This window comes from Pseudomonas sp. 210_17 TE3656 (genome assembly GCF_054821965.1).
The window spans coordinates 48,406-70,421 of the sequence record NZ_JBTRBC010000001.1; the positions used below are offsets into that span (position 1 = coordinate 48,406).

Genomic DNA, 22,016 nt, shown 5'->3' on the forward strand with positions numbered 1-22,016 from the left:
ATGTCCAGCACAATCCGCACCTGCCTCTGGTTCCGCGACGGGCGAGGCCAAGAGGCTGCAGAGTTCTACTGCTCTCTGATCCCCGGAAGCCGGGTCGAGACGATCTTTTCTGGCGATGCCGGACACGGCGCGTTCTCGGTGATCAACTTCTCGCTGGGCGGGGTGCCGTACCAGATCCTTGACGCAGGGCCGGTATTCACGCTGACCGAGGCGGTGTCCATTTCGGTCGCTACGGACGATCAGTCGGAGACCGACCGGCTGTGGGTAGCGCTGACCGCGGATGGCGGTGAGGAGAGTGTCTGTGGCTGGCTGAAGGATCGCTACGGAGTGTCTTGGCAGGTCTTCCCGCGACGGTTGACGGAACTGACGACAAGTGCCGACAAGAATGTATCTGCCAAGGCGATGGCGGCGATGATGAAGCAAAGGAAAATCGACATTGCCGAAATCGAAGCAGCGGTTCGTGGCTAGAAGCTAGCGGCCAAACAAGCCGGTTTTTTGTGGGCGATACTCACGAAATTCATATAAAAAACAAAGACCTACGATCAACCAGGCTTTTGTCGTTTCTGGCTGGGGTTCCGCTGGGGTCACAGTTCAGGAACGGGGCCTTCAACCGACAATCGGTAGACTGACTTGAGCTAACCGAAAAGGCGACCGACAGAGAACGGCCAGAAGCGGACGCTCGGCAATTGAACCTACGATGCTTTCTACCCAAGGGGCTTGCACTTCCGGTGTCTAGCAAAAAATGAAATGCTCGCTTGAGTACAGGGCACTATGAAACGACCCGATTTCGGCCCTCACCCTTGGCACGATAAAGACGCTCGTCAGCCAGTCTCAATACCGCTTCTGGTGTGGGTGACTCAGTGCATCGGCAAGCGACCCCGATGGAGAGCGTAAGTTTCCCTACACCTGGAACCTCGCTGGCAGCAATGGTTTCCCGAATCCGCTCAGCGATGGCGATTGCTACCTCTAGTGTTGTGTCAGGTAAGATCAAGGTGAATTCTTCACCGCCAGAACGGCACGCCAGATCACCGGTTCTGGAGTTTCGCTTGAGAATTTCCGCAATGTACTTAAGCGCGATGTCGCCTGCGTCATGTCCGAAGGTATCGTTGATGCGCTTGAAGTGATCGATATCCAGTGAAAGCACTGAGTAGTGCTCTTCGGCTTGTTGAAGCAAGTCGAGTACGCCGCTCATTACCCTGCGATTGGCCAACCCCGTCAGGGCATCGCTCTGCGCCTCCTGAGTAAGCCGACCAAGCTTTTGTTGCACCGACTGTACGCCGGTCAACATTGCCCCACGGATCGCCGAGGCTTCACGGTACCAGGCATTGACCCGTTGTAGTTGTGTGGTGGTGTTAATCGCCGCCAACTGCAGGGCAATTGCCGAAAGCTGACGCAAAGGCCGTGCGATCAACGCCGTGGCAGCGAAAATAAAGCCGAGGCCGACAATGCCCGCAGGAATCATTCCCTCAAACACCTCTTTCGATAGTTGTCCCAACGTGGACAGCGCACGTTCGGCAGGCAATTGCACCACTACCGCCCAACCTGCCAATGGAACCGGCGCATAACCAGTCAGCATCGGGGCGCCGCTGCTAGTTAGAACCTGCACTGCCCCCACATTCCCTTGTAAAGCCGCAGCTACCGCCCCATTGTCAGCTACCTCCTCACCAATCCTCTTTTGATCCGGGTGGTACAACAGGCGTCGGTTGCCATCGACCACCAACGTCAGAGTGCCCTCCTGATGAAAGTGGTTACTGATGACACTGTGGAGCACGCTTTGCTTGCGCAAGTACACCGAACCACCGATTGCACCGATGAACTGCCCGGACACGTTAAATATCGGTTGCGAAATCGCCACGACCAAATTGCCGGTCACGGACAAGTAGGCCGCACTGATCAAGGGACGTTGTTGGGCAAGGACGAACTGAAGGCCATCGGGACGAACAGTGGAGCCGGTAATTTGCAGGGTATCTGGATAGACCTGAAGCACCTTGCCCTGATCATCAACAATCACTATGGAATTGAAATCTGCATCCTGGGCCTGTAATCGCATGGCCTCGGCCCGCGGGGCAACTGGATCGTCCCAATGCGTCGACAAGACGTCGGCGCTGTATTTCAGTCGGCTCTGTGCCGCGGTTAGGAACTCACCGATGCTGGAAGCCATTTTGGCCGCATAGGCGCTATTGGCTACTTGTGCGGAGTGAATCAAAGCGTCACGCTGAATTCGATAGGCAACGATCAATCCATTGGCGAGGGTAGCCAGGACAGACAGTAAGACAACGAAAAAAATCAGCCCGCGCAAACCAATGGGCAAAAGCCTGATTCGCATGCTATGCCCTCTTTTACAGGGGGAACGCCAAAACCGGGTCTCACCTCTCGATTTCAGAGCATAGTTGCAATTCCCAAAGAGATGGCCCCTTGCGCCACGACTTCGTAGAAACCATCAGTAATCGCTGATTATTTCGCTAGTTCCCCTCCTTTCAACGGCTAATCCTGTGAGCCATCGGGGTCGCTGGCACCGGCCGCTTAGGGTCGGTAGCGGTCATACGGGAACGGCTGCTTCCGACCCATAGCGGCCGTTGGCCGAGGTCGGCTAACGGCCAAAAGCAGTCAGCTTCACGGTTGTTCACCTTGTTTTTGCCTGAGTGTGTCCTGAATAAATGCATGCTTGGATGCGGTGTACGCCTTTCTATCTTGCGAGAACTGTTCTTGTGAGGCCCTCTTCAGAGCCGCATACTTGCGACGGAGCATATCGTCAGTTCTCAGGACATCCCGGAACCGGAGGTAGTTACTCCATAGCGGGCTGTCTCTCCTAACAATGTGTAGGTGATGCGTCCGGACCTCAGGAGCCGATTCTTTCACGAAGAGGCATTCCCCATCGATGCCCCCATCGCCTCGATCCAGATAGCCCAGGGCACAGAGCAGCGGTCGACACTGGGAAATTTCCATACTGGAAACCACCGCCACGGCGATGTCAATAATGGGCTTTGCGTCGAGACCGGGCACTGCTGTGCTGCCCACATGTTGGATGTCCAGCACGAGATGCCCAATGTGCTGGTGCAGGACACGCCATTCTTGCTCGAACAGAGTGCGCCAATCCGTGCAATAAGCGACAACCTGTACAGCATTTCTTTTCAGGCCGATCATTCTTCTTTCCTTGGAACTAACGATTGAACTCACCCGAGACGGCCATCGAGTGTCGAAGGTCACGCCCCCCTTGTTGAAGAACGGTTGCAACGCACTTTCAAAGAGGCTGCAGCCTAATCGGACATTTGCAAGCCAGTTTCTGGTCAGACCCTGCGCCACAGCTTTGCCACCAACTTACTGCAAGCGGGCGCCGAACTTGCTCTCGGCCACAACGATGTGTCGACCACCATGATCTGCACGCATGTGCTGAGGGTGGCTACAAGCGGAACTGTCATCCTGCTGGGCGCCATGGACTTAAACATCATAGACCGCTTTGTAGTTGATGGATGAATGTCGCGTTCGGGTCGGTTGCAGCCCTTCACAACAGTGTAATCGGCCATGAGCGGCCATCGAACTGAACGCTGGCAGCCAACATTGTCCGCCAGCACACGTCAGTTCCTTATTTGACTTTCACGACATCATCCGGTTTCCAGGTCTGATCGTAAAAGGCGTCCTCACTGCCGTACAGACGAAGCGCCACGAGAAAGTTGCGCCCTGGAATAGTTTGAATGAAAGCCGCGTCGGCTACATCGGCTGGCTTCTCCGGGCCGAACCAGATTTCGATGGAGTCGTCCTGCTGCTTAGGAATGTCGTAATAGCCGTTGGTGGACGGCAGTAGCTGACTAGTTTGCGGCATGGTGCCATCGGTGATGTTGTAGGCGGTCACCGCCCAGAACAGCGCGGCAGGCGGGTTAGGTGGCAAGCGCAGTTTGTAGGTGCTGCCGCCTTCCAGGAACTTGCCATCCTTATCACGCCCCGTGAACGGGTACTTCGAACCGGCACCCGTGGTGTGCATGACCATCGCCGGCGCCGATGAATAGGCGAACTGGAAGAAGTTGGCCCGCTGGCTCACATCCAGGTAGCTTTCCTGCATCCAGTCATTGGTACCGCCGGCCCAGGTGTTCTCGTACTGGCGGTCCGTGTAGTAGAGGTTGCGCTTGTCATCGCGCCCCAATTGACGGTTCGCCAGGATCATCTTCGGTGCGGTTTCCACCGCCTTCTTCAGCAGGTCCTTCTGTTTCTGGTTCGGTTCGAAGGGCTGCCCTTTGACAATGCCGATGGACGCCAGCACACCCCGCAACTCCGGATCGATGGCCTCGACCGGCTCATAGTCGACGAAGGCCTTGAGCTTGCTCCAGTAGGTGTTATCGACGGGGTACATCATGTCCAGCGACTTGCCGCTGGCATCAGGGAATTCCATGGGCTTGGCGTCCTTTTCGGTTGCCCAGAGCGGGTAGACGCGCGTCGACTCGGCGTTCTTCACCGCCGGTGCCGGGTCGGGTTTGCCGTCACCCTTAGCCATGACCGTGCGGAAGAACAGGAACACGTTATACGTGCGTGATTTGACCGCAAAGTAGCCGCTTGGCACCGGGCCGTTGTAGTCCGGTGGCAGCAACAGATAGAGGCCGCCACGGGCTCGATCAGGGCCAATGGCCCCTACGTCGGTGAGAGTGCGCTGGAAGAAGTCGGTGAACATGCCAATGACGTTGGCGGGCGCTTTTACCACCAACGGGCCGGTCTGCTTCAAGTCGAGGTAGCTCATGGAGTAGATCACGTCGGCGTTGGGCGTGGGTACCATGGTCCGCGAATCCATGCGCTGCTTCCAGATCGGCAGCACGTTGTAGCCGGCACCGAAGGCCTTCTCCGATCCATCCTTCATGCCGATGGTGTTGAGCGCCGGCAGCATGGTCATGTAGGTGAATACCGCGCGCTGGTAGTACAGCTCGTCACGCAGGCTTTCGGCCTCCTTGGGATCGAGCCAGTTACCGTTGTTGATCTGCTTGATCAGCGGTGAGGCGGGCGCCAGGTCGGCCGCCTGCACCATGGGAATGAACGCCAACGCAGCCGCCAGTGCTGAAACCGCGAAAGACCGGTTTATCGAGCGCATCTGAATCTCCTTGTTTAAATGCGTCGGTGCGTGTTTGACGCCGCCGAGCGACCATCGCTTCACTTGGTTTTCTTGATGACGGGCGGCTGCCAGCTGCCATCCAGGATAGGTTGCTTACCCCAATACGCGCGGATATAGAGCGAGATGGGTTCCTTCGGCGAGGGTAGCCAGTTGCTTTCCTTATCCTTGCCGGGTGTGGAGGGGCCGATGTAGACCGTGAGCGAGCCATCGGCGTTGCGCTTGAGGTCCTTGTTCTTGGTACCCAGGGAGTAGCGGTTGAGCGTGTTCGTGCTGAACAAGTGCTTCTCGTTGTAGAGCGTCAGCGACCAGAAGCCCTGTACGGGCGGTTCCTGGCCGGCAGCGAAGGTGACTTCATAACTGTGGGTGCCGTTGAGTGGCGCGCCCGATTGGTCGAAGTCGGTGTAGAAGTACTGGGTCTCCGTCGGACGGTTGTCGAACATGTTCGACTTGGCGGTGCCGGTGCGGTTGAAGTAGTCGATGCCGAACTGCGCATTGTTGGTGGAGCGGTTCCAGCCATTGCCGGCCGGTCGACCGTTATGTTTCCACTCGAAGAATGGCTTGATGATGTCCTTTTCCGCTTCCACCGCAGTCTGCACCAGCAATTTCTTGAGTTCGGGGTCCTTTGCGGCGGCGTCCATCAGCAGCCGGAACTGCCCGTAGAGCGCTTCTTCCCCGGGCAATGGCGGCACCATCTCCAGTACCTTCGGGAACTGGTCGAAGAACTTCTCCGGAATCACCCATTTGGTTTCTCCGCCACTAGCCTTGGCAGCATTAGGGTTGGGGATGTCCGGGGTGTTCTTCCAGTCGATGGTCTTCATCTTCCCGTCGAAGTCCTTGAGCGGGTAGAAGGCGACCTGGTTGACCTTTTCCTGAATGGCTGCGCGATCCTCGGCGGTGTCGTCCATGAAGATGCGCGGGATGGCATTGGCCAGCACCGTAGGGCTGCGAATGATTGCCTCCACGCCCGCAGGCTTATCCCCCGTCCAGTTCGGCCCCACCAGCAGGTAGAAGCCCGGCTTGCTGCCATAGGGTTTGCCCAGTTCGCCCACCTGGTCGGTGCGTTGGTCGTAGATCGAGTAGACCCAGAAACGGTCTCCGAAATCCGGTACTTGAACGATCACCGGTTCGTCGTCCAGCGAGAAGAAGCCCAACCCGTAGACCACGTCCTGGTTCGGGCAGGTGACGAAGGTTTCCGCCGGCGTGATGTAGTCGTGCAACATAGCCAGACGGCCACGCGGTGCCACGGGGAGAATGCCGCCCAGCAGCCCGGGATGCGGTGCCTTGGTGATGGTGTCGTTGCGATTGAGCATGTTCACCATCGGCCAGCCCCAGAGATAGGCCATCCGGGCGATGGCCTTGGCATACGCGGGGTGGATCACTACATCGTTGGCAGGCTGGGTGATCTGCGGCGAGGTAGCTTGAGCCGGTTCGGCGGCGTGAAGCAAAGGCGCCCCCATCGGTAGCGCCAGGAGTGCAGCACACAGCAGTTTGAGCGAATGAGGCATCTTCGACATCCTTGGTTTTGTCGGCGTTTGGGAGGCGAAGATGCCTACTACGGTGGGTGCTCAAGCGAGACTCACGCTCTACATCAGGGGCTCCATGACGATAGGAGTCTAGGTCGTGTCTGCCGCACAGCAAGGGGACTGGGGAAAGCTGTCGAACGTCCGCTTTGGGTTGGTAGCTGCCTTTCACCTGTCCACAGAAACACACTCAACGTATCCTGCTGAAAGACAACATTGAAAAGGAGTTCGAATGAAAACCGATTGGCAACAAATTCGAGAAATGATGAACACTGTCATCGATAGCTGTGAGCAGATCGAAACGGCAGGATTCAATGAAGAACATCGCTCTGCGACCGTGGAAATCAAAGGCGTAGATTACTCCGTTCAGGAGTTTTTAATCAGTGCCTGGACGCTGCCGGAAAACATTCGCTACCAGATCATTCGCGAGCGTCATGAAGCTGGAAATGACCTTCCCTACGTTCCCGAAACAGCCCGCATTCTTGTCTCTATGGCGCAGGCTTGTGCGGAATTGGTCGGAGCAGCCGACACGGCACCAGCTCAAAAAGCTATTGCAGGAATGAATCATTGGTACAAGGCCTACGCTGTACCGCATATGACTACAGCCATCAGGCTGGCAAAAAAAGAATCTGACGCTTAGATTCACGGGCAATCACCCGGCGGAGACGGATCTGTCATCTCAGGTATGAACGTCTCCTATGGGTCGAAAGCGGCCGGTGGAGGGCATCGACAAGGACTGCAAATTTCAACTCACCGCATAACTTCATGCACATAGGCCTGGCAGGCCTGGAGCGCTTTCAGTCCTTCGTCACCGTCACCGGTGATGGCGACAATTCGTTGAGCATGCGCTGGGTCAAGTTCGGCTCGCGCGGCGCCATGAACCACGCCGCCGGGGCCGGTGGTGGTTGGCATCCCACCGCCACCACTCGGGGAAACGATCACCTGTGGCTCATGGATTGGTCAGCTCGGAAAGGCGCTGGCACCCCGTGAACTTGAAGCACTGTTGTGGGTGGCTCAAGGGCTCACCACCAAAGAAATCGCCCGCCAGATGGCGGTCACTCCAGGCACCGTGGCCAATCGCATCGAGGCCGCGCTTTTCAAGTTGGAAGCCGGCCGCCGCATCGAGGCCGTCACCAAGGCCATGCGCCAACAGATCATCAGCCCGCTGTGCATCGCACTGGCCGGGTTGATGGCTATGCACGCCGCCATGGGCGATGTCGACCCAATGCGCCGCGACCGCCGCGTGCCTGAGCGACGTGTTGCCCAGGTCCGAATCATCCGCAAGGCCGAATCGTTCGACCTGCACGCTTGATCCCAACTGAGGAAGACACCATGCAGACAGCAATGCATCCTGCTTTTCAGCAGAAGATTGCCGTGCTCGCGGCCCTGCTCGAGCGCAGCAAGGAAGTAAGAGCCGAAGCGCGCGCCAAGGTTGGCCACCCCGCCCCACTGTTCCAGGCTGTGAGCAAGGGCGGCACCTGGGATGTGGTCGAGATCGCCACCGGTACGACCAAGGGCTTCGCCTACAAGTACCAGGCTGCGATGCAGTTCGTTGACGCGATGGAGGCAGCTGCAACGCGCAAGCTGGTGGGACGGCAATGATCGGCGGCCCTATCCCAGACCCGCGCGTTCAAGTGCTTGAGCGGCTGAACGAGAGCATCGACAAGTTCTTCGCCGCCGGCGGCCAGGCCACTGAGGTCGAAGGCTACCAGCGCACTCCCCTACCGGCACGATCAGCAAGGGTCGACCCCGAAACCATCCTGAAGCGTCGGCGCCGCCGGCCAAGCACTGCAGAGCGCGCAGTCCTGCGGAAGCTCGCGGAGGATCTATGAGCAAGCGCAAACCGCACAACATGCGGACCCGGATCGAGCGTGCCTGCCGGGCGCTGCTCGGCACCAACCATGTAGCCGTGGTGAACATCGATCCCAGCGGCCAGCAGTGCCTAGTCAATTGGAAGAACTGCAGTCGTATCCGGAGCCGCCAGATCGTCGACGCGGTCTGCGATATCCCGCATCGCTGGACCATCTACCTGAGCGTTATGTGCGTTGGCGCCGGCGGCGAGCAGTACTGCAAGTCTGTCGAGGTCGCTCCCCAGGGCAACTACCTGGCCTCGCATCTCACCGAAGTGATCGAGGCCGCCCACACGGACCTGCGCGCTCAGTGCAACCCGCAGCACATCGTGGCCGCCGGATGGATCGCAATTCCGACGGACCTGACGCTTGAAGAGGCGCAGGCCGCCGCAGTGTTCGATGCCGTCGGCGCCTGGAGACAGGTGAAGGTCGCGGCATGAGACGAATCAGCAATCGGGCCCGGCATGGCCGGCGCCAGCAATGGATCAAACTGCCGCCCAGCGGCTTGAGAGGCACAGGCAATGGCCGAGAAAAAGACGGGAGCAGCCAAGCACTCGGCGAACTACCGCGAGAGGAAGAAGGCCGAAGCGGAGCGGTTTGGCATCGAGACGTTGCCAGTGGAAATGGCTGCCGGGACTCGGGCGGGAATGGTCGAGGCGATGAAAGCTCATGGCTATACCCAGTTGCAGGAGCTTCTGCAGAACCTTCACCGGTCGTTCCTGGCTGCCTCACCAGATGAGCAAGCCCGCCGACTACAACAACCTGACGCGCCAGCTTTTGAGATATCGCCAAAGCTAGCGCGACAGTTTGAGCAAGCCAGTCGGGCCGAGCTGAAGCGTGACTCTGGCGACGAGATCATTCACCCCTGCTCCGGGTAAGGCACCCACAACGTGCAGCCCGATGCCGATTGCGCAATCAGCCAATCATGACTGCGCTTATCAAATGGGCGGGACAATCCCTCTGAAACTTTCAAGGCCAAGGTATAGGCGCCAACAACCTCGCCCTCGCTTGGCATTGTCTTACCAATGCCTGGGCTCTTCTTCAGCGCAGTCATAGCTGAAGAAATGAATGACGGATGCAGATCGGGGTCGACAGTGGCCTCGATGACCATTACTGCCAAATATGCTGCGTTTGAACAGCGATCAATCTTCTCTCGCTGCTGCTTGTTACTTGGCTCGCCCATGGCGACAGATGACAACATCATCACCAAGCCCGCAGCTCCCACCACCAAAATACGCATTTCAACGCCTTCCTAGCTCGTTTAGTTGGCGCCATGTAACACGTTCCCACATTAAATAGCCACCATGCCGCATCCGGCCACGGAGGGCGGCGCATGCATGGGGAAAGCCATGAACGACTACATCTGCGCCTAAGGTGGGGAAATGGTCAGCACTGTAGATCCGGAAAAAGGCCCCGGCTCCACGGTTCCATTGCTGCTTAGCGTTGATTTGATAAAGATAGGAGTAGGCAAACCTTCTTCAACCTTGACTGGAACACCATTTGCCGGGGCTTTACCGTCAATCGTGAGTTTGGAGTACAAGCTGCCGTCCGCTCTAAGCTTAACGCCTGAAGTGTTTTCCTTGCTTGCAGAGGCGATTACGCTAGACGTTCCAGTACATGTCAACTGAAGAGTGACTGAGGCTTCATTACCATCAATAGCAGCATCACTGACGTTATTATGATCAATCGTAGTATTTCCTTTGATCTCGCACTGCAGTGCTGGCTTTGTTACTTTCGCGCAAGGCCCAACTGGCCCAATTGCACCTCCCACTCCAGGCCATCTGTACCCGTGTGCAAAGCTGATGCAAAAATTATCACTAACCCTACTATCTTTCGGAACAAATAAGCTTCCCTGAAAAGGAATTGAAAAACCTTTCATTTGGTTGCGTATGTCCGTCATGGAAGTTTTTGGCTTTACTTCCCAGTTATAGGTACTGAGCACCATAGCATAGGGGTCACCAGGCCCCTGCGCGCCAACCAAATATATACCACATGAACTAGCTGTCATATCAGTACAAACCCTATGGCCGCCACCCTCCCAGCTATTGACCGTGAAAAAATAGCGAGCTCCACCTGGCTCATACTGACTCTTGTTAAATTCGATAGAAATGGCATGTGCAGCATTGACTACGAAGCAGAGTAGAAACAAAAGCGCAGTCCAGTAAGGTCTTTTACTCTTCAACACATTCGCTCCTACACAAAAAATTAGCGGCTAATTCTATTAGGCACTTTTTGCTTTTTATCTAGGAATCTGCCGTAGCATTTGTAGGAATTTTCCGAGAGCTGTCAGGTGCTCTCCTGGCATCAACCCCGTTGCACCTCTCCGATTGAACTGAACCACCCTCCCACTTCAACGAATCACGCCACCCCGGCGAGGGCGGCGCCTGCACGCAAGGACCACAACATGACCTGTATGACTCCCCTCGCTCTGCCCTTTGAGAAAGAGCTGGTTGTCGATCTCTTCGCCGGCGGTGGCGGCGCCAGTAGCGGTATTGCCCAGGCATATCGCGAACCAGATGTGGCGGTAAATCACAACCCGATTGCCCTGGCTGTGCATCGCGCCAACCACCCGGAAACCGAGCACTACGTGGCCGACGTATTTGAGGTTGACCCGATTCTGGCTACCAAGGGCCAGCCCGTGGGCATCCTCTGGGCATCGCCAGACTGCCGCCACCACAGCAAGGCCAAGGGCGGTAACCCGTCAGTGGTGTCGGCGCAGTACGGCGTCCCTGCCCGGGTGTTCATCCAGCAAGAAGGGATGTTCCCGGTTCGCTACAAGCCAACTGTTGATTGGCAGGTAGGCGGGCCGCTGATCGAGAAGCACAACATCAGCCTGCACTGCCCGCAGAGCGTCGGCGACGTGTGGGCAGCCTGGATCACCGGTGGCGGCAACGATATTGCCCAGGCCGGAGACTCTGCCCTGCAGGCTGCGTGCCGCACCATCGTTGCCGCAAAGGCCGGCTTGTTTGTCCAGGTACCGAAGGGGCTGACTCTATGACGAACTACTACCCCAAGGGTGGTCGGTGTAAAGGCTGTTCAAAGCGGCTGAATGATTGCAGCGGCCTCAACTTCAGCGCCATGCCTGTGCACCGCAGGGACGGATCAGACGCAGTGGTGATCTGCACCGAGTTTCGCCAGATGAATCACGGGCACTCGCTTAAAGAGAACGTTCGGCGCGGCCAAGGAGGTTCACGATGAGTGATGCGCCAATCGAACCGCAGGAGTGGACATATGGCGTGAAGGTCGTCCAGATCGAGGATCTGCGAGTTGCCCGGGGCCTGACCCGCCGACCTGCATCAACCTGCCGGCACAAGAATCTGGTCTACGACGACAAAGAGCGCCGCGTCTGGTGCAGCGACTGCGAGGCTGAGGTCGAGCCCTTCGATGCTTTCATGGGGCTCGTGCAGGTCTTCAGCGCCGGCACGAACCGAATCAATCGGCGCGCAGCAGAGCTGGCTGAAGCCGAGAAGTTCCAGATCAGGAGCCGTGCTGCCAAAGTCATGGATGAGGCCTGGCGCAGTAAAACAATGGCGCCACTCTGCCCTCACTGCAATACCGCCATCCTGCCAGAGGATGTGGTAGGCGGCCTTGCCAGCGCTTCCAAGGCCCTGGTCATTGCTGCTCGAAAACGCCAGAGCAGCAAGCCCTCAACTTAACCCCTCCCCACCTCTGCCGCCATGCGCGGCGTGGAGCCTATCCCATGGAAACCGAAGCCACCGGTAGCGTCGACAAGATCACCGAAAAGCTCATGGCCGAATTGATCGGCTGCACCAAGCGTGCCCTGGAGCACCGGCGCCTGGAGGGAAAAATTCCTCAGGGCGTATGGATGAAGCACGGCGGACGGATCATTTACAGCAAAAAGAGGTATGACGAATGGCTGGAAAGCCAATGGATTTACCCCGTGGGGTCGAAATCTTCCGTAACTCCCTCCGGATTCGTTTCACATGGGACGGTGTCCGTCGATGCGAAACGCTCCCTTATCCCGCGACACAAAAGGGCATCAAGGCTGCATCCCAGCTGCGCGATCAGGTAGTCAGCTTCAACAAGCTCGGCTTGCTGGACCAGGACAAGTACGCCGAGCTCTTCCCGGGCTCACAGACCGTCGCGGGTAGTAAGCCGACGTTTGGCGAGTACGCGCAGCTCTGGCTGGACAGCCGAGAGATCACCCCGGGCACCTACCAGAACTACAAAAGTGCGCTGAACAACTATTGGATGGTTCACTTCGCGCTTGTTCGGGTCGATCTCATCACCACTACCATGGTGCGCAAGATTGTCAGCCTGATCGAATGGAGCTCGCCGGGCGTCAAGCGCAACGCGCTGGTCAAACTGTCCACGATCCTGCGGTCAGCGGCAACAGATGGCTTGATCAGCCGGAACCCTGCCGAGTCACTGCAGCTGCCCAAGCGCACCAAGAAAGAGATCGACCCGTTCACCCTGGAGGAAGCGAACGAGATCATCACCAGGCTTTACGACCACCCGCACTGGCCCAGCCAGATCTATGCGGCTTTCTTCGAGTTCGTGTTTTTCACTGGCGTGCGCCTGTCGGAGGGCCTGGCATTGCGGTGGGACGCCGTCGATCTGGAAAAGAAGATTGCCCATATACGGCGCACTGTCGCACTGGGCGAGGTGGTTGAGCGTACCAAGACCGGCAAAGACCGGTTCGTGCTTCTCAACGAGAGGGCCTTGCGTGCGCTCGAATTTGCCAAGGACTATGCCGAGCGACGCAGGAAAGGAAAGGGGCGGGTCACGGAGTCACCGTTCATTTTCCCGCCATCAAAGAATGCTGAGTTCGTCCAGCAGACCTCAGACCTCCATCATCAGTGGCGTCCGGTACTGAAAGAACTGGGGATTCGTTACCGCCCGCCATACAACTGTCGCCACACCTATGCGACAATATGCTTAATGTCTGGCCTCAACCCCGCATTTATCTCCCAACAGCTCGGCCACAGCGTGCAAATGCTGCTGTCGACGTATGCGCGTTGGATTAACTCAAGCTCCGACTGGAGCGAGCTGGAAAAGCTGCAAATTGGTATCAAATCGGTATCAGCCGCAATGCCAGCGACGTAAGCTATTGATAGGTAAGCCCTTTGATCTCCACCGCTAACATCACCATGCAGTTCGGCGCCAAGCCGTTGTTCGAGAACGTCTCGGTCAAGTTCAACAACGGCAACCGCTACGGCCTGATCGGCGCCAACGGCTGCGGCAAGTCGACCTTCATGAAAATCCTCGGCGACGACCTGGAGCCTTCCGCCGGCCAGGTCATGCTCGAGCCGAACGTGCGCCTGGGTAAACTGCGCCAGGACCAGTTCGCCTACGAAGAATTCACCGTGATCGACACCGTGATCATGGGCCACGAAGAGCTGTGGCGGGTCAAGGCCGAGCGCGACCGTATCTACTCGCTGCCGGAAATGACCGAAGAAGACGGCATGGCCGTTGCCGAACTGGAAACCGAGTTCGCCGAGATGGACGGCTACACCGCCGAATCCCGTGCCGGTGAGCTGCTGCTGGGCCTGGGTATCCCGCTGGAACAGCATTTCGGTCCGATGACCGAAGTCGCACCGGGCTGGAAGCTGCGTGTGCTGCTGGCCCAGGCGCTGTTCTCCGATCCTGAAGTGCTGCTGCTCGACGAACCGACCAACCACCTGGACATCAACACCATCCGCTGGCTGGAAAGCATTCTCACGGCGCGTAACAGCACCATGATCATCATTTCCCACGACCGTCACTTCCTCAACAGCGTGTGCACCCACATGGCTGACCTGGACTACGGCGAGCTGCGTCTGTTCCCGGGCAACTACGACGAATACATGACCGCCGCGACCCAATCGCGCGAGCAGCTGCTGTCGGACAACGCCAAGAAGAAAGCCCAGATCGCCGAACTGCAGACCTTCGTCAGCCGCTTCTCGGCCAACGCCTCGAAAGCCAAGCAGGCTACCTCGCGTGCCAAGCAGATCGACAAGATCCAGCTGGCCGAAGTCAAGCCGTCGAGCCGGGTCAGCCCGTTCATCCGCTTTGAACAGACCAAGAAGTTGCACCGCCAGGCTGTGACTATCGAGCAGCTGTCCAAGGGCTTCGACGGCAAGACTCTGTTCAAGAACTTCAGCTTCACCGTTGAAGCTGGCGAGCGCGTGGCGATCATCGGCCCCAACGGTATCGGCAAGACCACCCTGCTGCGCACCCTGGTCGGTGAACTGACCCCGGATGCCGGTGCGGTGAAATGGACCGAAAGCGCCGAGCTCGGCTACTACGCCCAGGACCACGCTCACGACTTCGAAGAAGACGTCAGCCTGTTCGACTGGATGGGCCAGTGGACTCAGGGCGAGCAAGTGATCCGTGGCACCCTGGGCCGCATGCTGTTCTCCAACGACGAAATCCTCAAGTCGGTCAAGGTGATTTCCGGTGGTGAGCAAGGCCGTATGCTGTTCGGCAAGCTGATCCTGCAAAAGCCTAACGTGCTGATCATGGACGAACCGACCAACCACCTGGACATGGAATCGATCGAAGCGCTGAACCTGGCGCTGGAGAACTATCCGGGTACGCTGGTCTTCGTCAGCCACGACCGTGAGTTCGTATCGTCGCTGGCCACGCGCATCATCGAGCTGAGCCCGAGCGGTGTGGTGGACTTCAGCGGCACCTACGATGACTACCTGCGCAGTCAGGGTGTAGTGGTTTAAAACTGTCGCAGGGCAAGTCGATTCGACTTGCCCTGCGATGCTTGGAAAATCCGTTAGCCTGCTTTCTTTTATCCTCGCCGCCAGCGATCATGGGCCCTCTCCCACCGCCCGCCAGCGAACGAGCAAATGTCCGCGTCAACACCCGCGCCTGCCAGTACCCTCTCGATTACCCTGCAGATCCTTGCGATCGTCTTCTACACCTTTATTGCCTTCCTCTGCATCGGCCTGCCGATTGCGGTGTTGCCGGGTTACGTGCATGACCAACTGGGCTTTAGCGCCGTCATTGCCGGCCTGACCATTGGCCTGCAGTACCTGGCGACGTTGCTCAGCCGTCCGTTCGCCGGGCGTGTGGCTGACAGTAAAGGCACGCGGCAGGCAATCATCTACGGTTTGCTCGGTATTGCGGTCAGCGGCGTACTGACCTTCGCCTCGGCGCTGGCAGTCAATGTGCCGCTGTTGAGCCTGCTGGCCTTGCTCGGCGGGCGTCTGTTTCTGGGAATTGCCCAAGGCCTGATCGGTGTCGCCACCTTGAGCTGGGGCATCGGCGCGGTGGGTGCCGAGCACACTGCCCGGGTGATTTCCTGGAACGGCATTGCGTCTTACGGCGCGATTGCCATCGGCGCGCCGCTGGGTGTGCTGCTGGTGGACCAGATCAATTTTGCCACCCTCGGCCTGATACTGACGGTATTGGCCTCACTGGCCCTGCTGGTAATCCGCAACAAACCCTCAATGCCGGTGGTGCGAGGCGAGCGCCTGCCATTCTGGGCGGCATTCGGCCGGGTTGCCCCCTGTGGCATGGGCCTGACCCTGGCTTCGATCGGCTACGGCACATTGACCACCTTCGTCACCCTGTTCTACCTAGAGCAAGGCTGGTACGGCGCGGCCTGGTGCCTGAGCGCCTTTGGCCTGTGCTTCATTCTCTCGCGGCTGTTGTTCGTCAATGCGGTCAATCGCTTCGGCGGCTATCAGGTAGCAATTGTCTGCATGAGCACCGAAGCCCTGGGCCTGACCTTGCTGTGGCTGGCGCCCAGCCCGTCGTTGGCGCTGGTTGGCGCCGGGCTGACCGGCTTTGGCCTGTCGCTGGTGTATCCGGCGCTGGGTGTGGAAGCCATCAAACAAGTGCCGGTGGCCAGCCGCGGTGCTGGCCTGGGTGCCTATGCGGTGTTCTTCGACCTGGCCCTGGCCATCGCCGGACCGCTGATGGGCGCAGTGGCCCTGCACCTGGGCTATGCCTGGATTTTCTGCATCGCCGCGCTGCTGTCGCTGACCGGGGTAGGCCTGACGCTGGTACTGTCACGTCGTGCCCGCAGTTACTGATCTGCAGTATTGAGGCGGCCGGCACGACCCAGGGTGCGGCTGAAGAAGTGCGCAGCTTCAGCCTGCAATGACAAGTGAATACCTTCACGGTCGACTCCGTCGGGGTCACTGCACAGCGCTGCCATGTGCTCACGCTGTTCCTCGTCGCACGGTGCCATGAAGACGAAATGCCCGGCCCCGGCCAACAGCCGGTAGTTGGGTGTCACCGGTAGTTTGCGCGCCAGTGCCTGGGCATTCTTGTCGATGGCCAGCAACTGGTCTTTGTCGCCGCTGTAGATCAATGCAGGCACCTTCACCTGGGCCAGGGCATGACGGCCGAACATCAAGCTCAACGGTGCCATCAGCAGCAATGCGTGAATGCGCGGATCGGCCTCGGCGCTCAGGTCGGCACGATCGGCGATCAGCACACCATTGGTCTTGCAGGCATCGGCGTCCAGCGGCCGCTCCAGGCAATAACGACGCAGGCGCTCAAGATCAGGTTGAGCGCCGGACAGTATCAAGGCGGTTTCCCCCCCCGCCGAGTAACCGATCATACCCACCTGGTCACCACTGACATAGGGAGCCAGCAAAGGGTCGGCAAGACTTGCGGTAATCGCGGCACTGATTTGCAGTGGCCGTCCATAAAGGTTGCTCAAGGTGCCCAGGCGACTGTGATCGTGGGCGTTGTCGCCCGGATGGGTAACCGCCACCACTACAAAACCGCGACGCGCCAATGCACTGGCCAGGTCATGCAAGGCCAGCGGCGTACCGGTATTGCCGTGAGACAGCATCAACAGTGGGTAGCGGCCAATGGCAATCGGCGCACCTTCATTGCCATCAACCCGATAACCGTCAATGCGGCTGATGCGCGCGGGGCCGCTGGAAGGATAGAACGCCAGTGCGTGCATCGCTCGCCCATCCAGCGGGTCGGCGAACACCAGACGGTGCAAGCCGACGCTCCAGTGTTGCGCCGGCTCAGCCTGCGCAATGCCTGCAATGCCAAGCCAGCACAGCATCCACAACAGCGCGAATTTGCCCATCTGCTTTCACCCTGCCCGGCGGGCCAGCTGCCAGGTACCGATCAAGCATAGAGCGAGGCATGACGGCGCGGATGAAAGCTCAATGAAAAAACCGACAGCAGACTTAGCCTGCTGTCGGTTCGGGTCACGCGCCGGTACTGATCAGGCGGCAGCGAACAGCTCGTTGCTGATCTGTGCCTGGGCAGCGCTCAGGGCATTGGCGCGATGCTCTTCGCCGTAGGCCAGGCCGTGGGCACGTACGATTTCCAGGTCGGTGATACCGATGAAGCCGAGGAAAACCTTGAGGAAATCTTCGTGACCAGCACCGGTCGGTTGACCTGCGTGCAGACCACCGGCAGTGGACACCAGGATCACCTTCTTGTCGCCGCACAGGCCTTCAGGGCCGGCTTCGGTGTAGCGGAAGGTCTGACCGGCTACCGCAACGCGGTCGATCCAGGCCTTGAGCTGAGTCGGGACGGTGAAGTTGTACATCGGCGCAGCAATCACCACTGCGTCGGCAGCCAGAAACTCCTGCAGGGTTTCGCTGCTCAGCTGGGCTTCGTGCTGCTGTGCAGCATCACGCAGTGCTTCCGGGGTACCGGCGGCAACCAGGGTGGCGGCAGAGAAATGGCTGATGGCGTCGGCAGCCAGATCACGGTAAACCACTTCCAGCGATGGATCGGCGGCTTTCCAGGCGTCGACTACGCTGCGGCTCAGCTGACGGGAGGCGGAATTGTCGCCCAGGATGCTCGAATCGATATGCAACAGTTTCATGGGACTCTCCTGATTGAGGACCGCATCTGGGCGATCACGTTGGGGAGAATCCTACCGGGGCAGCGAATAGCTGATAAGTCAGCAAAAATGCGTTAGTTTGTCCTACTGACAGGACAATGGTGCTCGCCATGCAAGACCTCAACGATCTCTTCTACTTCGCCAGGGTGGTCGAAGCCGGTGGTTTTGCCGCTGCCGGGCGCTTGCTCGGGATTCCCAAATCGCGGCTGTCGCGGCGTATCGCTGAACTGGAAGAACGCCTGGGCACGCGCCTGCTGCAGCGCACCACCCGCCAGCTCAAGTTGACGGCGGTGGGCGAGCGCTACCTGCGTCATTGTCAGGCCATGCTGCTGGAAGCGGAGATGGCCGACGAGGCGGTAGCCAGCATGACCAGCGAACCCCGAGGTCGCCTGCGAGTGTCGTGCCCGGTGGGTTTGGCGCACTCGCTTTTGCCGCAGGTGATCAGCGAATTTCTCGAGCTGTATCCACAGGTGCAACTGGACATGGTCCTGCTCAATCGCCGCGTTGACCTGATCACCGAAGGCATCGACGTGGCCCTGCGTGTGCGCGACCTGGGCGATGAAGACCCGGCCCTGGTCACCCGCCGCCTGCGCCAGGCGCAGATGTACCTGGTGGCAGCGCCGGCGTTTGCCGCTCGCCATGCCCCGGTCACGCCCGAAGACCTCAGCGGCCTGCCGATGCTCGGTGCTGTGGACGCCGACCGCCTGGTTCACCTGCGCCTGCTCGACAGCCGTGGTCACAAGCACGAGCTGGCCATGGAAGCGCGACTGGCGATTGACGACTTTCTAGTGCGCAAAGCGGCAGCAGTGGCTGGCCTGGGCTTTACCGCCCTGCCGATCATGCACTGTGAGGAGGAACTGGCCCGTGGCGAGCTGGTACGACTGCTGCCAGACTGGTCACTGCCCGGGGGCTATCTGCAAGCGGTCTATCCTCATCGGCGCGGTCTGTTGCCTGCTGTGCGGGTATGGATCGACCATCTGGTAGAGTCGTTTGCCGACTGTGGGGAACGTTATGTCTAAGGGCAAGATGAGCGAAGCGCAGGTGGCGGAATTTTGCCTGAGCCTGCCCGGTGCGCGGGAAGACTACAAATGGGGCGGCATCCGGGTGTTCTCGATCGCCGGCAACAAGATGTTCGCGGTCCTGGACCTGGCCGGCGCCGGCTTGTCATTCAAAGTCGACAGTGACCTGTTCCTTGGTTACGCCGACCGCCCCGGCGTGCGCCCGGCGCCGTATCTGGCACGGGCTCACTGGATCAGTATGACGCCACCCTACCCTATGGGCCGCGAGGAGCTCTGCGACCTGCTGCAGCGCTCCCACCAACTGGTGGTCAGGCGCCTGCCAAAGCGCCAGCAGCCGGGCCTGCTTATCTGAGCAGCGGCGCCAGGGCGCTGCCCAGCCAACGACCACCGAGCAACAGATGGTCAATCCAGAACAACTGATGCAGGGCGACAATGGCCCAGAAACTCAGCTGAAACGACAGTTTGCGGGTTTTATGCCGAAAGGCCTGTTGGGCCAGCAGTGCCCCGGGCCAGCCGCCGCACAATTCGCTGGCGTGCAGCACCTTTTCCGGAGTGCGCCAGCCCTGAGTACGTGCCTGCTGCTTGTCTCGCCAGTACAGCGCAAAACTCACCAGACTGGCCAGCGGATAAGCCACCGCGGGCAGCCAGGACTGCCCACTGATCAGCATCTGCAACGCCCCACCCAGCGGCAACAGGCACAGACCGACGAAGACCAACAGCTTGCTACGCGGGTGCTGGACAGCGGAGCTCGCAGTACTGGCACGTCGGGCAGAGGGTTGTGAGCGGCTCATCGACTCAACCTTGCGCCGTGGCCCAGTCGACCCAGCCAAACTGCCAGGTCGCCAGGATGATCAGGCCGAAGACAATCCGGTACCAGGCGAACATCGCATAGCTATGGTTGGCAATGAAACGCAGCAGCCCGCGCACAGCGATCATGGCGAAGATGAACGAGACCACGAAGCCAATGGCAAATACCGGAAAGTCGCCAGGCTGGAACAGATCGCGGTACTTGTAGCCCGAATACACCGCCGCACCGACCATGGTCGGCATGGCCAGGAAGAACGAGAACTCGGTCGCCGCCTTGCGCGACATACCAAACAACAGGCCACCAATAATGGTCGAACCCGAGCGCGAAGTCCCCGGAATCATCGCCAGGCACTGGGCAAAGCCGATTTTCAGGGCATCACTCCAGCGCATGTCATCAACCTGATCGACCTTGATCACATGCTCACGGCGCTCGGCCCAGAGCATGATGACCCCACCGATCACCAGGGCGGTGGCGACGGTGATCGGGTTGAACAGGTATTGATGGATCAGGTCGGCAAACAGCACCCCTAACACCACCGCCGGCATAAAGGCAATCAGCAGGTTGACGGTGAATCGTTGCGCCTGACGCTCCCTGGGCAAGCCTACCACCACTTCAAAGATCTTGCGGCGAAACTCCCAGACCACAGCAAGGATCGCGCCCAGCTGAATGATGATATTGAAGGCCATCGCCCGCTCACCACCGAAATTGATCAGGTCCGCGACGATGATCTGGTGACCGGTACTGGAAATCGGCAAGAACTCGGTCAAGCCTTCGACAACACCCAAAATGACGGCCTGCAGGCCAGTCCAAAGATCCATTATTCCCCCACGAGGCGATGCCGATGGCATGCCTCCGTTGTAGTTTGCACAAGCCAGAGCCGATTCGAATGCCCGGTGGTTTTACCGCGACAGTTGGTGGCGCAGTCGACAGAAAAGTTCAGTCACCCTTCAGGAATGTCCCGACCGGGCCGAAATCCTATCAGACCTCTTGTATAAACGCTGCTGGTCGGCACTACACACCTTGGTGGATCGGACACTTAGTCCTTGGTCGAGTAGGTGGTTGGCAAAAAGCATGCTGGGATGCGCTAGACAATAAAAAGAATCCGGGGTGACCGTTGCATGAAGACTCTACGAAATATGTCGATCAGCCGCCGCTTGTGGCTGATTCTGGTACTGGCCGTGGTGATGTTGCTGACCTTGGGCTTGCTGATGCTCAGGCAGATCCACGGCGACCTGTATCAGGCCAAGGCCGAAAAGACCCAACATGTGGTAGAAACCGCAGCCGGCGTACTGGCCTACTATCAAGGCCTCGAGGCGGCCGGCACCCTGACCCGCGAAGCCGCCCAGCAGCAAGCCTTGAGCGCCGTGCGCAGCTTGCGCTACGACCAGAATGACTACTTCTGGATCAACGACCTGGGGCCGAGGATGATCATGCATCCGACCAACCCCAAACTCGATGGCCAGGACCTCTCTGCGATCCGTGACCCGGACGGCTTTGCCGTTTTCAACGAAATGGCCGCGCTGGCCAAAGCTCGCGGAGCTGGCAGCATCGACTACCGCTGGCCCAAGCCCGGTGCCAGCGAGCCGGTCGAGAAAACCTCCTACATCCAGTTGTTCAAGCCTTGGGGCTGGGTGATTGGCTCGGGGATCTACATCGATGACATGCAGAGCGAATTCATGCGCCAGTTGCGCGACGCCTCGCTACTGGGTCTTGGTATTGCCCTGGTCATGACCCTGCTGGTACTGCTGATTGCTCGCAGCATCGCTCGCCCGTTGCAGGAAGCGGTGGACGCCATGGCCATGATCGCCAGCGGCGAGAGCGACCTGACCCGCCGCCTGGACACCCATGGCCGCGATGAAGTGACCCAGCTGGGCGAGCACTTCAACCGCTTTACCGGCAAGTTGCAGGGGGTGATCGGCCAACTGCAGGGCGCAGCGCATGCCCTG

The 22,016-nt window shown here is 58.9% G+C and carries 22 protein-coding genes and 4 pseudogenes; 15 read left to right on the forward strand and 11 right to left on the reverse strand.

The genetic code is table 11. The features are described 5' to 3' along the window. On the forward strand, positions 1 to 468 hold the full coding sequence (locus ACVI9W_RS00260) for a VOC family protein (RefSeq protein ID WP_461528773.1): 468 nt from the start codon (positions 1 to 3) through the stop codon (positions 466 to 468). A gap of 301 nt (positions 469 to 769) precedes the next feature. Here the strand turns inward: ACVI9W_RS00260 and ACVI9W_RS00265 are convergent, their stop codons facing one another. The 4 genes from ACVI9W_RS00265 to ACVI9W_RS00280 all read right to left on the reverse strand — a co-directional run bounded on the left by ACVI9W_RS00265 (position 770) and on the right by ACVI9W_RS00280 (position 6,597). Further along, entirely contained in the window at positions 770 to 2,326 is a 1,557-nt protein-coding gene (locus ACVI9W_RS00265) for a diguanylate cyclase (RefSeq protein WP_461528774.1), read from the reverse strand. Positions 2,327 to 2,613: 287 nt separating this feature from the next. Beyond that, positions 2,614 to 3,144 (reverse strand): GrpB family protein, encoded by a 531-nt coding sequence (locus tag ACVI9W_RS00270; protein WP_461528775.1) that lies wholly within the window; start codon positions 3,142 to 3,144, stop codon positions 2,614 to 2,616. 439 nt (positions 3,145 to 3,583) lie between these two features. Next, entirely contained in the window at positions 3,584 to 5,071 is a 1,488-nt protein-coding gene (locus tag ACVI9W_RS00275; RefSeq protein WP_461528776.1) for a DUF1254 domain-containing protein, read from the reverse strand. Positions 5,072 to 5,130: 59 nt separating this feature from the next. Next, a complete protein-coding gene (locus tag ACVI9W_RS00280) occupies positions 5,131 to 6,597 on the reverse strand; it encodes a DUF1254 domain-containing protein (protein ID WP_461528777.1) in 1,467 nt (488 codons plus the stop codon). A gap of 247 nt (positions 6,598 to 6,844) precedes the next feature. Here ACVI9W_RS00280 and ACVI9W_RS00285 point away from each other — a divergent pair, with 247 nt between their 5' ends. Beyond that, a complete protein-coding gene (locus ACVI9W_RS00285; protein WP_461528778.1) occupies positions 6,845 to 7,252 on the forward strand; it encodes a hypothetical protein in 408 nt (135 codons plus the stop codon). A gap of 110 nt (positions 7,253 to 7,362) precedes the next feature. Here ACVI9W_RS00285 and ACVI9W_RS00290 read toward each other — a convergent pair. Continuing rightward, a pseudogene (locus tag ACVI9W_RS00290) lies at positions 7,363 to 7,545 on the reverse strand (lysis protein); the annotation flags it as partial. On the opposite strand from ACVI9W_RS00290, the gene ACVI9W_RS00295 reads away from it, so the two are divergent. From ACVI9W_RS00295 to ACVI9W_RS00310, 4 genes are all read left to right on the forward strand, one after another. Next, complete coding sequence (locus ACVI9W_RS00295; RefSeq protein ID WP_461531769.1) at positions 7,523 to 7,924, forward strand: response regulator transcription factor; 402 nt, start codon at positions 7,523 to 7,525, stop codon at positions 7,922 to 7,924. The pseudogene ACVI9W_RS00290 and the gene ACVI9W_RS00295 overlap by 23 nt on opposite strands. A 20-nt stretch (positions 7,925 to 7,944) precedes the next feature. Beyond that, positions 7,945 to 8,214: a hypothetical protein gene (locus ACVI9W_RS00300; protein WP_461528779.1), complete on the forward strand. Its 270-nt coding sequence runs from the start codon at positions 7,945 to 7,947 to the stop codon at positions 8,212 to 8,214. A 226-nt stretch (positions 8,215 to 8,440) separates the two neighbouring features. After that, a complete protein-coding gene (locus tag ACVI9W_RS00305) occupies positions 8,441 to 8,902 on the forward strand; it encodes a hypothetical protein (RefSeq protein WP_461528780.1) in 462 nt (153 codons plus the stop codon). 81 nt (positions 8,903 to 8,983) lie between these two features. Then, on the forward strand, positions 8,984 to 9,340 hold the full coding sequence (locus ACVI9W_RS00310) for a hypothetical protein (RefSeq protein ID WP_461528781.1): 357 nt from the start codon (positions 8,984 to 8,986) through the stop codon (positions 9,338 to 9,340). Here the strand turns inward: ACVI9W_RS00310 and ACVI9W_RS00315 are convergent. Then, positions 9,322 to 9,702: a hypothetical protein gene (locus ACVI9W_RS00315; RefSeq protein WP_461528782.1), complete on the reverse strand. Its 381-nt coding sequence runs from the start codon at positions 9,700 to 9,702 to the stop codon at positions 9,322 to 9,324. The genes ACVI9W_RS00310 and ACVI9W_RS00315 overlap by 19 nt on opposite strands. 129 nt (positions 9,703 to 9,831) lie before the next feature. Then, entirely contained in the window at positions 9,832 to 10,647 is an 816-nt protein-coding gene (locus tag ACVI9W_RS00320) for an MrpH family fimbial adhesin (RefSeq protein ID WP_461528783.1), read from the reverse strand. Between the two features lie 219 nt (positions 10,648 to 10,866). On the opposite strand from ACVI9W_RS00320, the pseudogene ACVI9W_RS00325 reads away from it, so the two are divergent. The 6 genes and pseudogenes from ACVI9W_RS00325 to ACVI9W_RS00350 all read left to right on the forward strand — a co-directional run. Next, positions 10,867 to 11,163: pseudogene (locus ACVI9W_RS00325) on the forward strand (DNA cytosine methyltransferase); the annotation flags it as partial. Continuing rightward, positions 11,164 to 11,460 (forward strand): annotated as a pseudogene (locus ACVI9W_RS00330) (phage protein NinX family protein); the annotation flags it as partial. It abuts the pseudogene before it with no gap. A 196-nt stretch (positions 11,461 to 11,656) separates the two neighbouring features. Continuing rightward, positions 11,657 to 12,118 (forward strand): hypothetical protein, encoded by a 462-nt coding sequence (locus tag ACVI9W_RS00335; RefSeq protein ID WP_461528784.1) that lies wholly within the window; start codon positions 11,657 to 11,659, stop codon positions 12,116 to 12,118. 217 nt (positions 12,119 to 12,335) lie between these two features. After that, positions 12,336 to 13,529 (forward strand): tyrosine-type recombinase/integrase, encoded by a 1,194-nt coding sequence (locus ACVI9W_RS00340; RefSeq protein WP_422421692.1) that lies wholly within the window; start codon positions 12,336 to 12,338, stop codon positions 13,527 to 13,529. A 20-nt stretch (positions 13,530 to 13,549) separates the two neighbouring features. Next, a complete protein-coding gene (locus ACVI9W_RS00345) occupies positions 13,550 to 15,136 on the forward strand; it encodes an ABC-F family ATPase (RefSeq protein ID WP_461528785.1) in 1,587 nt (528 codons plus the stop codon). 126 nt (positions 15,137 to 15,262) lie between these two features. Further along, complete coding sequence (locus ACVI9W_RS00350; protein WP_461528786.1) at positions 15,263 to 16,453, forward strand: MFS transporter; 1,191 nt, start codon at positions 15,263 to 15,265, stop codon at positions 16,451 to 16,453. On the opposite strand, the gene ACVI9W_RS00355 is transcribed toward ACVI9W_RS00350, so the two are convergent. Together ACVI9W_RS00355 and ACVI9W_RS00360 are read right to left on the reverse strand one after the other, a co-directional pair. Further along, positions 16,447 to 17,472: an alpha/beta hydrolase family protein gene (locus ACVI9W_RS00355; RefSeq protein WP_461528787.1), complete on the reverse strand. Its 1,026-nt coding sequence runs from the start codon at positions 17,470 to 17,472 to the stop codon at positions 16,447 to 16,449. The two genes, ACVI9W_RS00350 and ACVI9W_RS00355, sit on opposite strands and share 7 nt — an antisense overlap. A 141-nt stretch (positions 17,473 to 17,613) precedes the next feature. Further along, positions 17,614 to 18,225 (reverse strand): FMN-dependent NADH-azoreductase, encoded by a 612-nt coding sequence (locus tag ACVI9W_RS00360; protein WP_038611233.1) that lies wholly within the window; start codon positions 18,223 to 18,225, stop codon positions 17,614 to 17,616. 128 nt (positions 18,226 to 18,353) lie between these two features. Between ACVI9W_RS00360 and ACVI9W_RS00365 the strand changes: the two genes are divergently transcribed. Next, positions 18,354 to 19,262, forward strand: coding sequence for a LysR substrate-binding domain-containing protein (locus ACVI9W_RS00365; RefSeq protein ID WP_461528788.1), 909 nt, complete (start codon positions 18,354 to 18,356; stop codon positions 19,260 to 19,262). Continuing rightward, positions 19,255 to 19,614 carry an MmcQ/YjbR family DNA-binding protein gene (locus ACVI9W_RS00370; RefSeq protein ID WP_461528789.1) on the forward strand — a complete coding sequence of 120 codons (360 nt, stop codon included), beginning with the start codon at positions 19,255 to 19,257 and terminating at the stop codon, positions 19,612 to 19,614. The genes ACVI9W_RS00365 and ACVI9W_RS00370 overlap by 8 nt, the downstream gene beginning before the upstream one ends. Here ACVI9W_RS00370 and ACVI9W_RS00375 read toward each other — a convergent pair. Together ACVI9W_RS00375 and ACVI9W_RS00380 are read right to left on the reverse strand one after the other, a co-directional pair. Next, entirely contained in the window at positions 19,607 to 20,053 is a 447-nt protein-coding gene (locus ACVI9W_RS00375) for a DUF1294 domain-containing protein (RefSeq protein ID WP_461528790.1), read from the reverse strand. The genes ACVI9W_RS00370 and ACVI9W_RS00375 overlap by 8 nt on opposite strands. 4 nt (positions 20,054 to 20,057) lie before the next feature. Next, the gene (locus tag ACVI9W_RS00380) at positions 20,058 to 20,888 is read right to left on the reverse strand and encodes an undecaprenyl-diphosphate phosphatase (protein ID WP_461528791.1); all 831 of its coding nucleotides are present in this window, start codon (positions 20,886 to 20,888) and stop codon (positions 20,058 to 20,060) included. 390 nt (positions 20,889 to 21,278) lie between these two features. On the opposite strand from ACVI9W_RS00380, the pseudogene ACVI9W_RS00385 reads away from it, so the two are divergent. After that, positions 21,279 to 21,965: pseudogene (locus tag ACVI9W_RS00385) on the forward strand (cache domain-containing protein); the annotation flags it as partial. Positions 21,966 to 22,016 lie beyond the last annotated feature (51 nt).

Bases quoted from the DNA above. Each gene is read 5' to 3' on its own strand.
- ACVI9W_RS00365 (WP_461528788.1), top strand. From the start codon at position 18,354: ATGCAAGACCTCAACGATCTCTTCTACTTCGCCAGGGTGGTCGAAGCC.
- ACVI9W_RS00315 (WP_461528782.1), bottom strand. From the start codon at position 9,702: ATGCGTATTTTGGTGGTGGGAGCTGCGGGCTTGGTGATGATGTTGTCA.
- ACVI9W_RS00310 (WP_461528781.1), top strand. From the start codon at position 8,984: ATGGCCGAGAAAAAGACGGGAGCAGCCAAGCACTCGGCGAACTACCGC.
- ACVI9W_RS00350 (WP_461528786.1), top strand. From the start codon at position 15,263: ATGTCCGCGTCAACACCCGCGCCTGCCAGTACCCTCTCGATTACCCTG.
- ACVI9W_RS00280 (WP_461528777.1), bottom strand. From the start codon at position 6,597: ATGCCTCATTCGCTCAAACTGCTGTGTGCTGCACTCCTGGCGCTACCG.
- ACVI9W_RS00265 (WP_461528774.1), bottom strand. From the start codon at position 2,326: ATGCGAATCAGGCTTTTGCCCATTGGTTTGCGCGGGCTGATTTTTTTC.
- ACVI9W_RS00260 (WP_461528773.1), top strand. From the start codon at position 1: ATGTCCAGCACAATCCGCACCTGCCTCTGGTTCCGCGACGGGCGAGGC.
- ACVI9W_RS00380 (WP_461528791.1), bottom strand. From the start codon at position 20,888: ATGGATCTTTGGACTGGCCTGCAGGCCGTCATTTTGGGTGTTGTCGAA.
- ACVI9W_RS00285 (WP_461528778.1), top strand. From the start codon at position 6,845: ATGAAAACCGATTGGCAACAAATTCGAGAAATGATGAACACTGTCATC.
- ACVI9W_RS00370 (WP_461528789.1), top strand. From the start codon at position 19,255: ATGTCTAAGGGCAAGATGAGCGAAGCGCAGGTGGCGGAATTTTGCCTG.
- ACVI9W_RS00275 (WP_461528776.1), bottom strand. From the start codon at position 5,071: ATGCGCTCGATAAACCGGTCTTTCGCGGTTTCAGCACTGGCGGCTGCG.
- ACVI9W_RS00300 (WP_461528779.1), top strand. From the start codon at position 7,945: ATGCAGACAGCAATGCATCCTGCTTTTCAGCAGAAGATTGCCGTGCTC.
- ACVI9W_RS00340 (WP_422421692.1), top strand. From the start codon at position 12,336: ATGGCTGGAAAGCCAATGGATTTACCCCGTGGGGTCGAAATCTTCCGT.
- ACVI9W_RS00270 (WP_461528775.1), bottom strand. From the start codon at position 3,144: ATGATCGGCCTGAAAAGAAATGCTGTACAGGTTGTCGCTTATTGCACG.
- ACVI9W_RS00375 (WP_461528790.1), bottom strand. From the start codon at position 20,053: ATGAGCCGCTCACAACCCTCTGCCCGACGTGCCAGTACTGCGAGCTCC.
- ACVI9W_RS00355 (WP_461528787.1), bottom strand. From the start codon at position 17,472: ATGGGCAAATTCGCGCTGTTGTGGATGCTGTGCTGGCTTGGCATTGCA.
- ACVI9W_RS00305 (WP_461528780.1), top strand. From the start codon at position 8,441: ATGAGCAAGCGCAAACCGCACAACATGCGGACCCGGATCGAGCGTGCC.
- ACVI9W_RS00335 (WP_461528784.1), top strand. From the start codon at position 11,657: ATGAGTGATGCGCCAATCGAACCGCAGGAGTGGACATATGGCGTGAAG.
- ACVI9W_RS00360 (WP_038611233.1), bottom strand. From the start codon at position 18,225: ATGAAACTGTTGCATATCGATTCGAGCATCCTGGGCGACAATTCCGCC.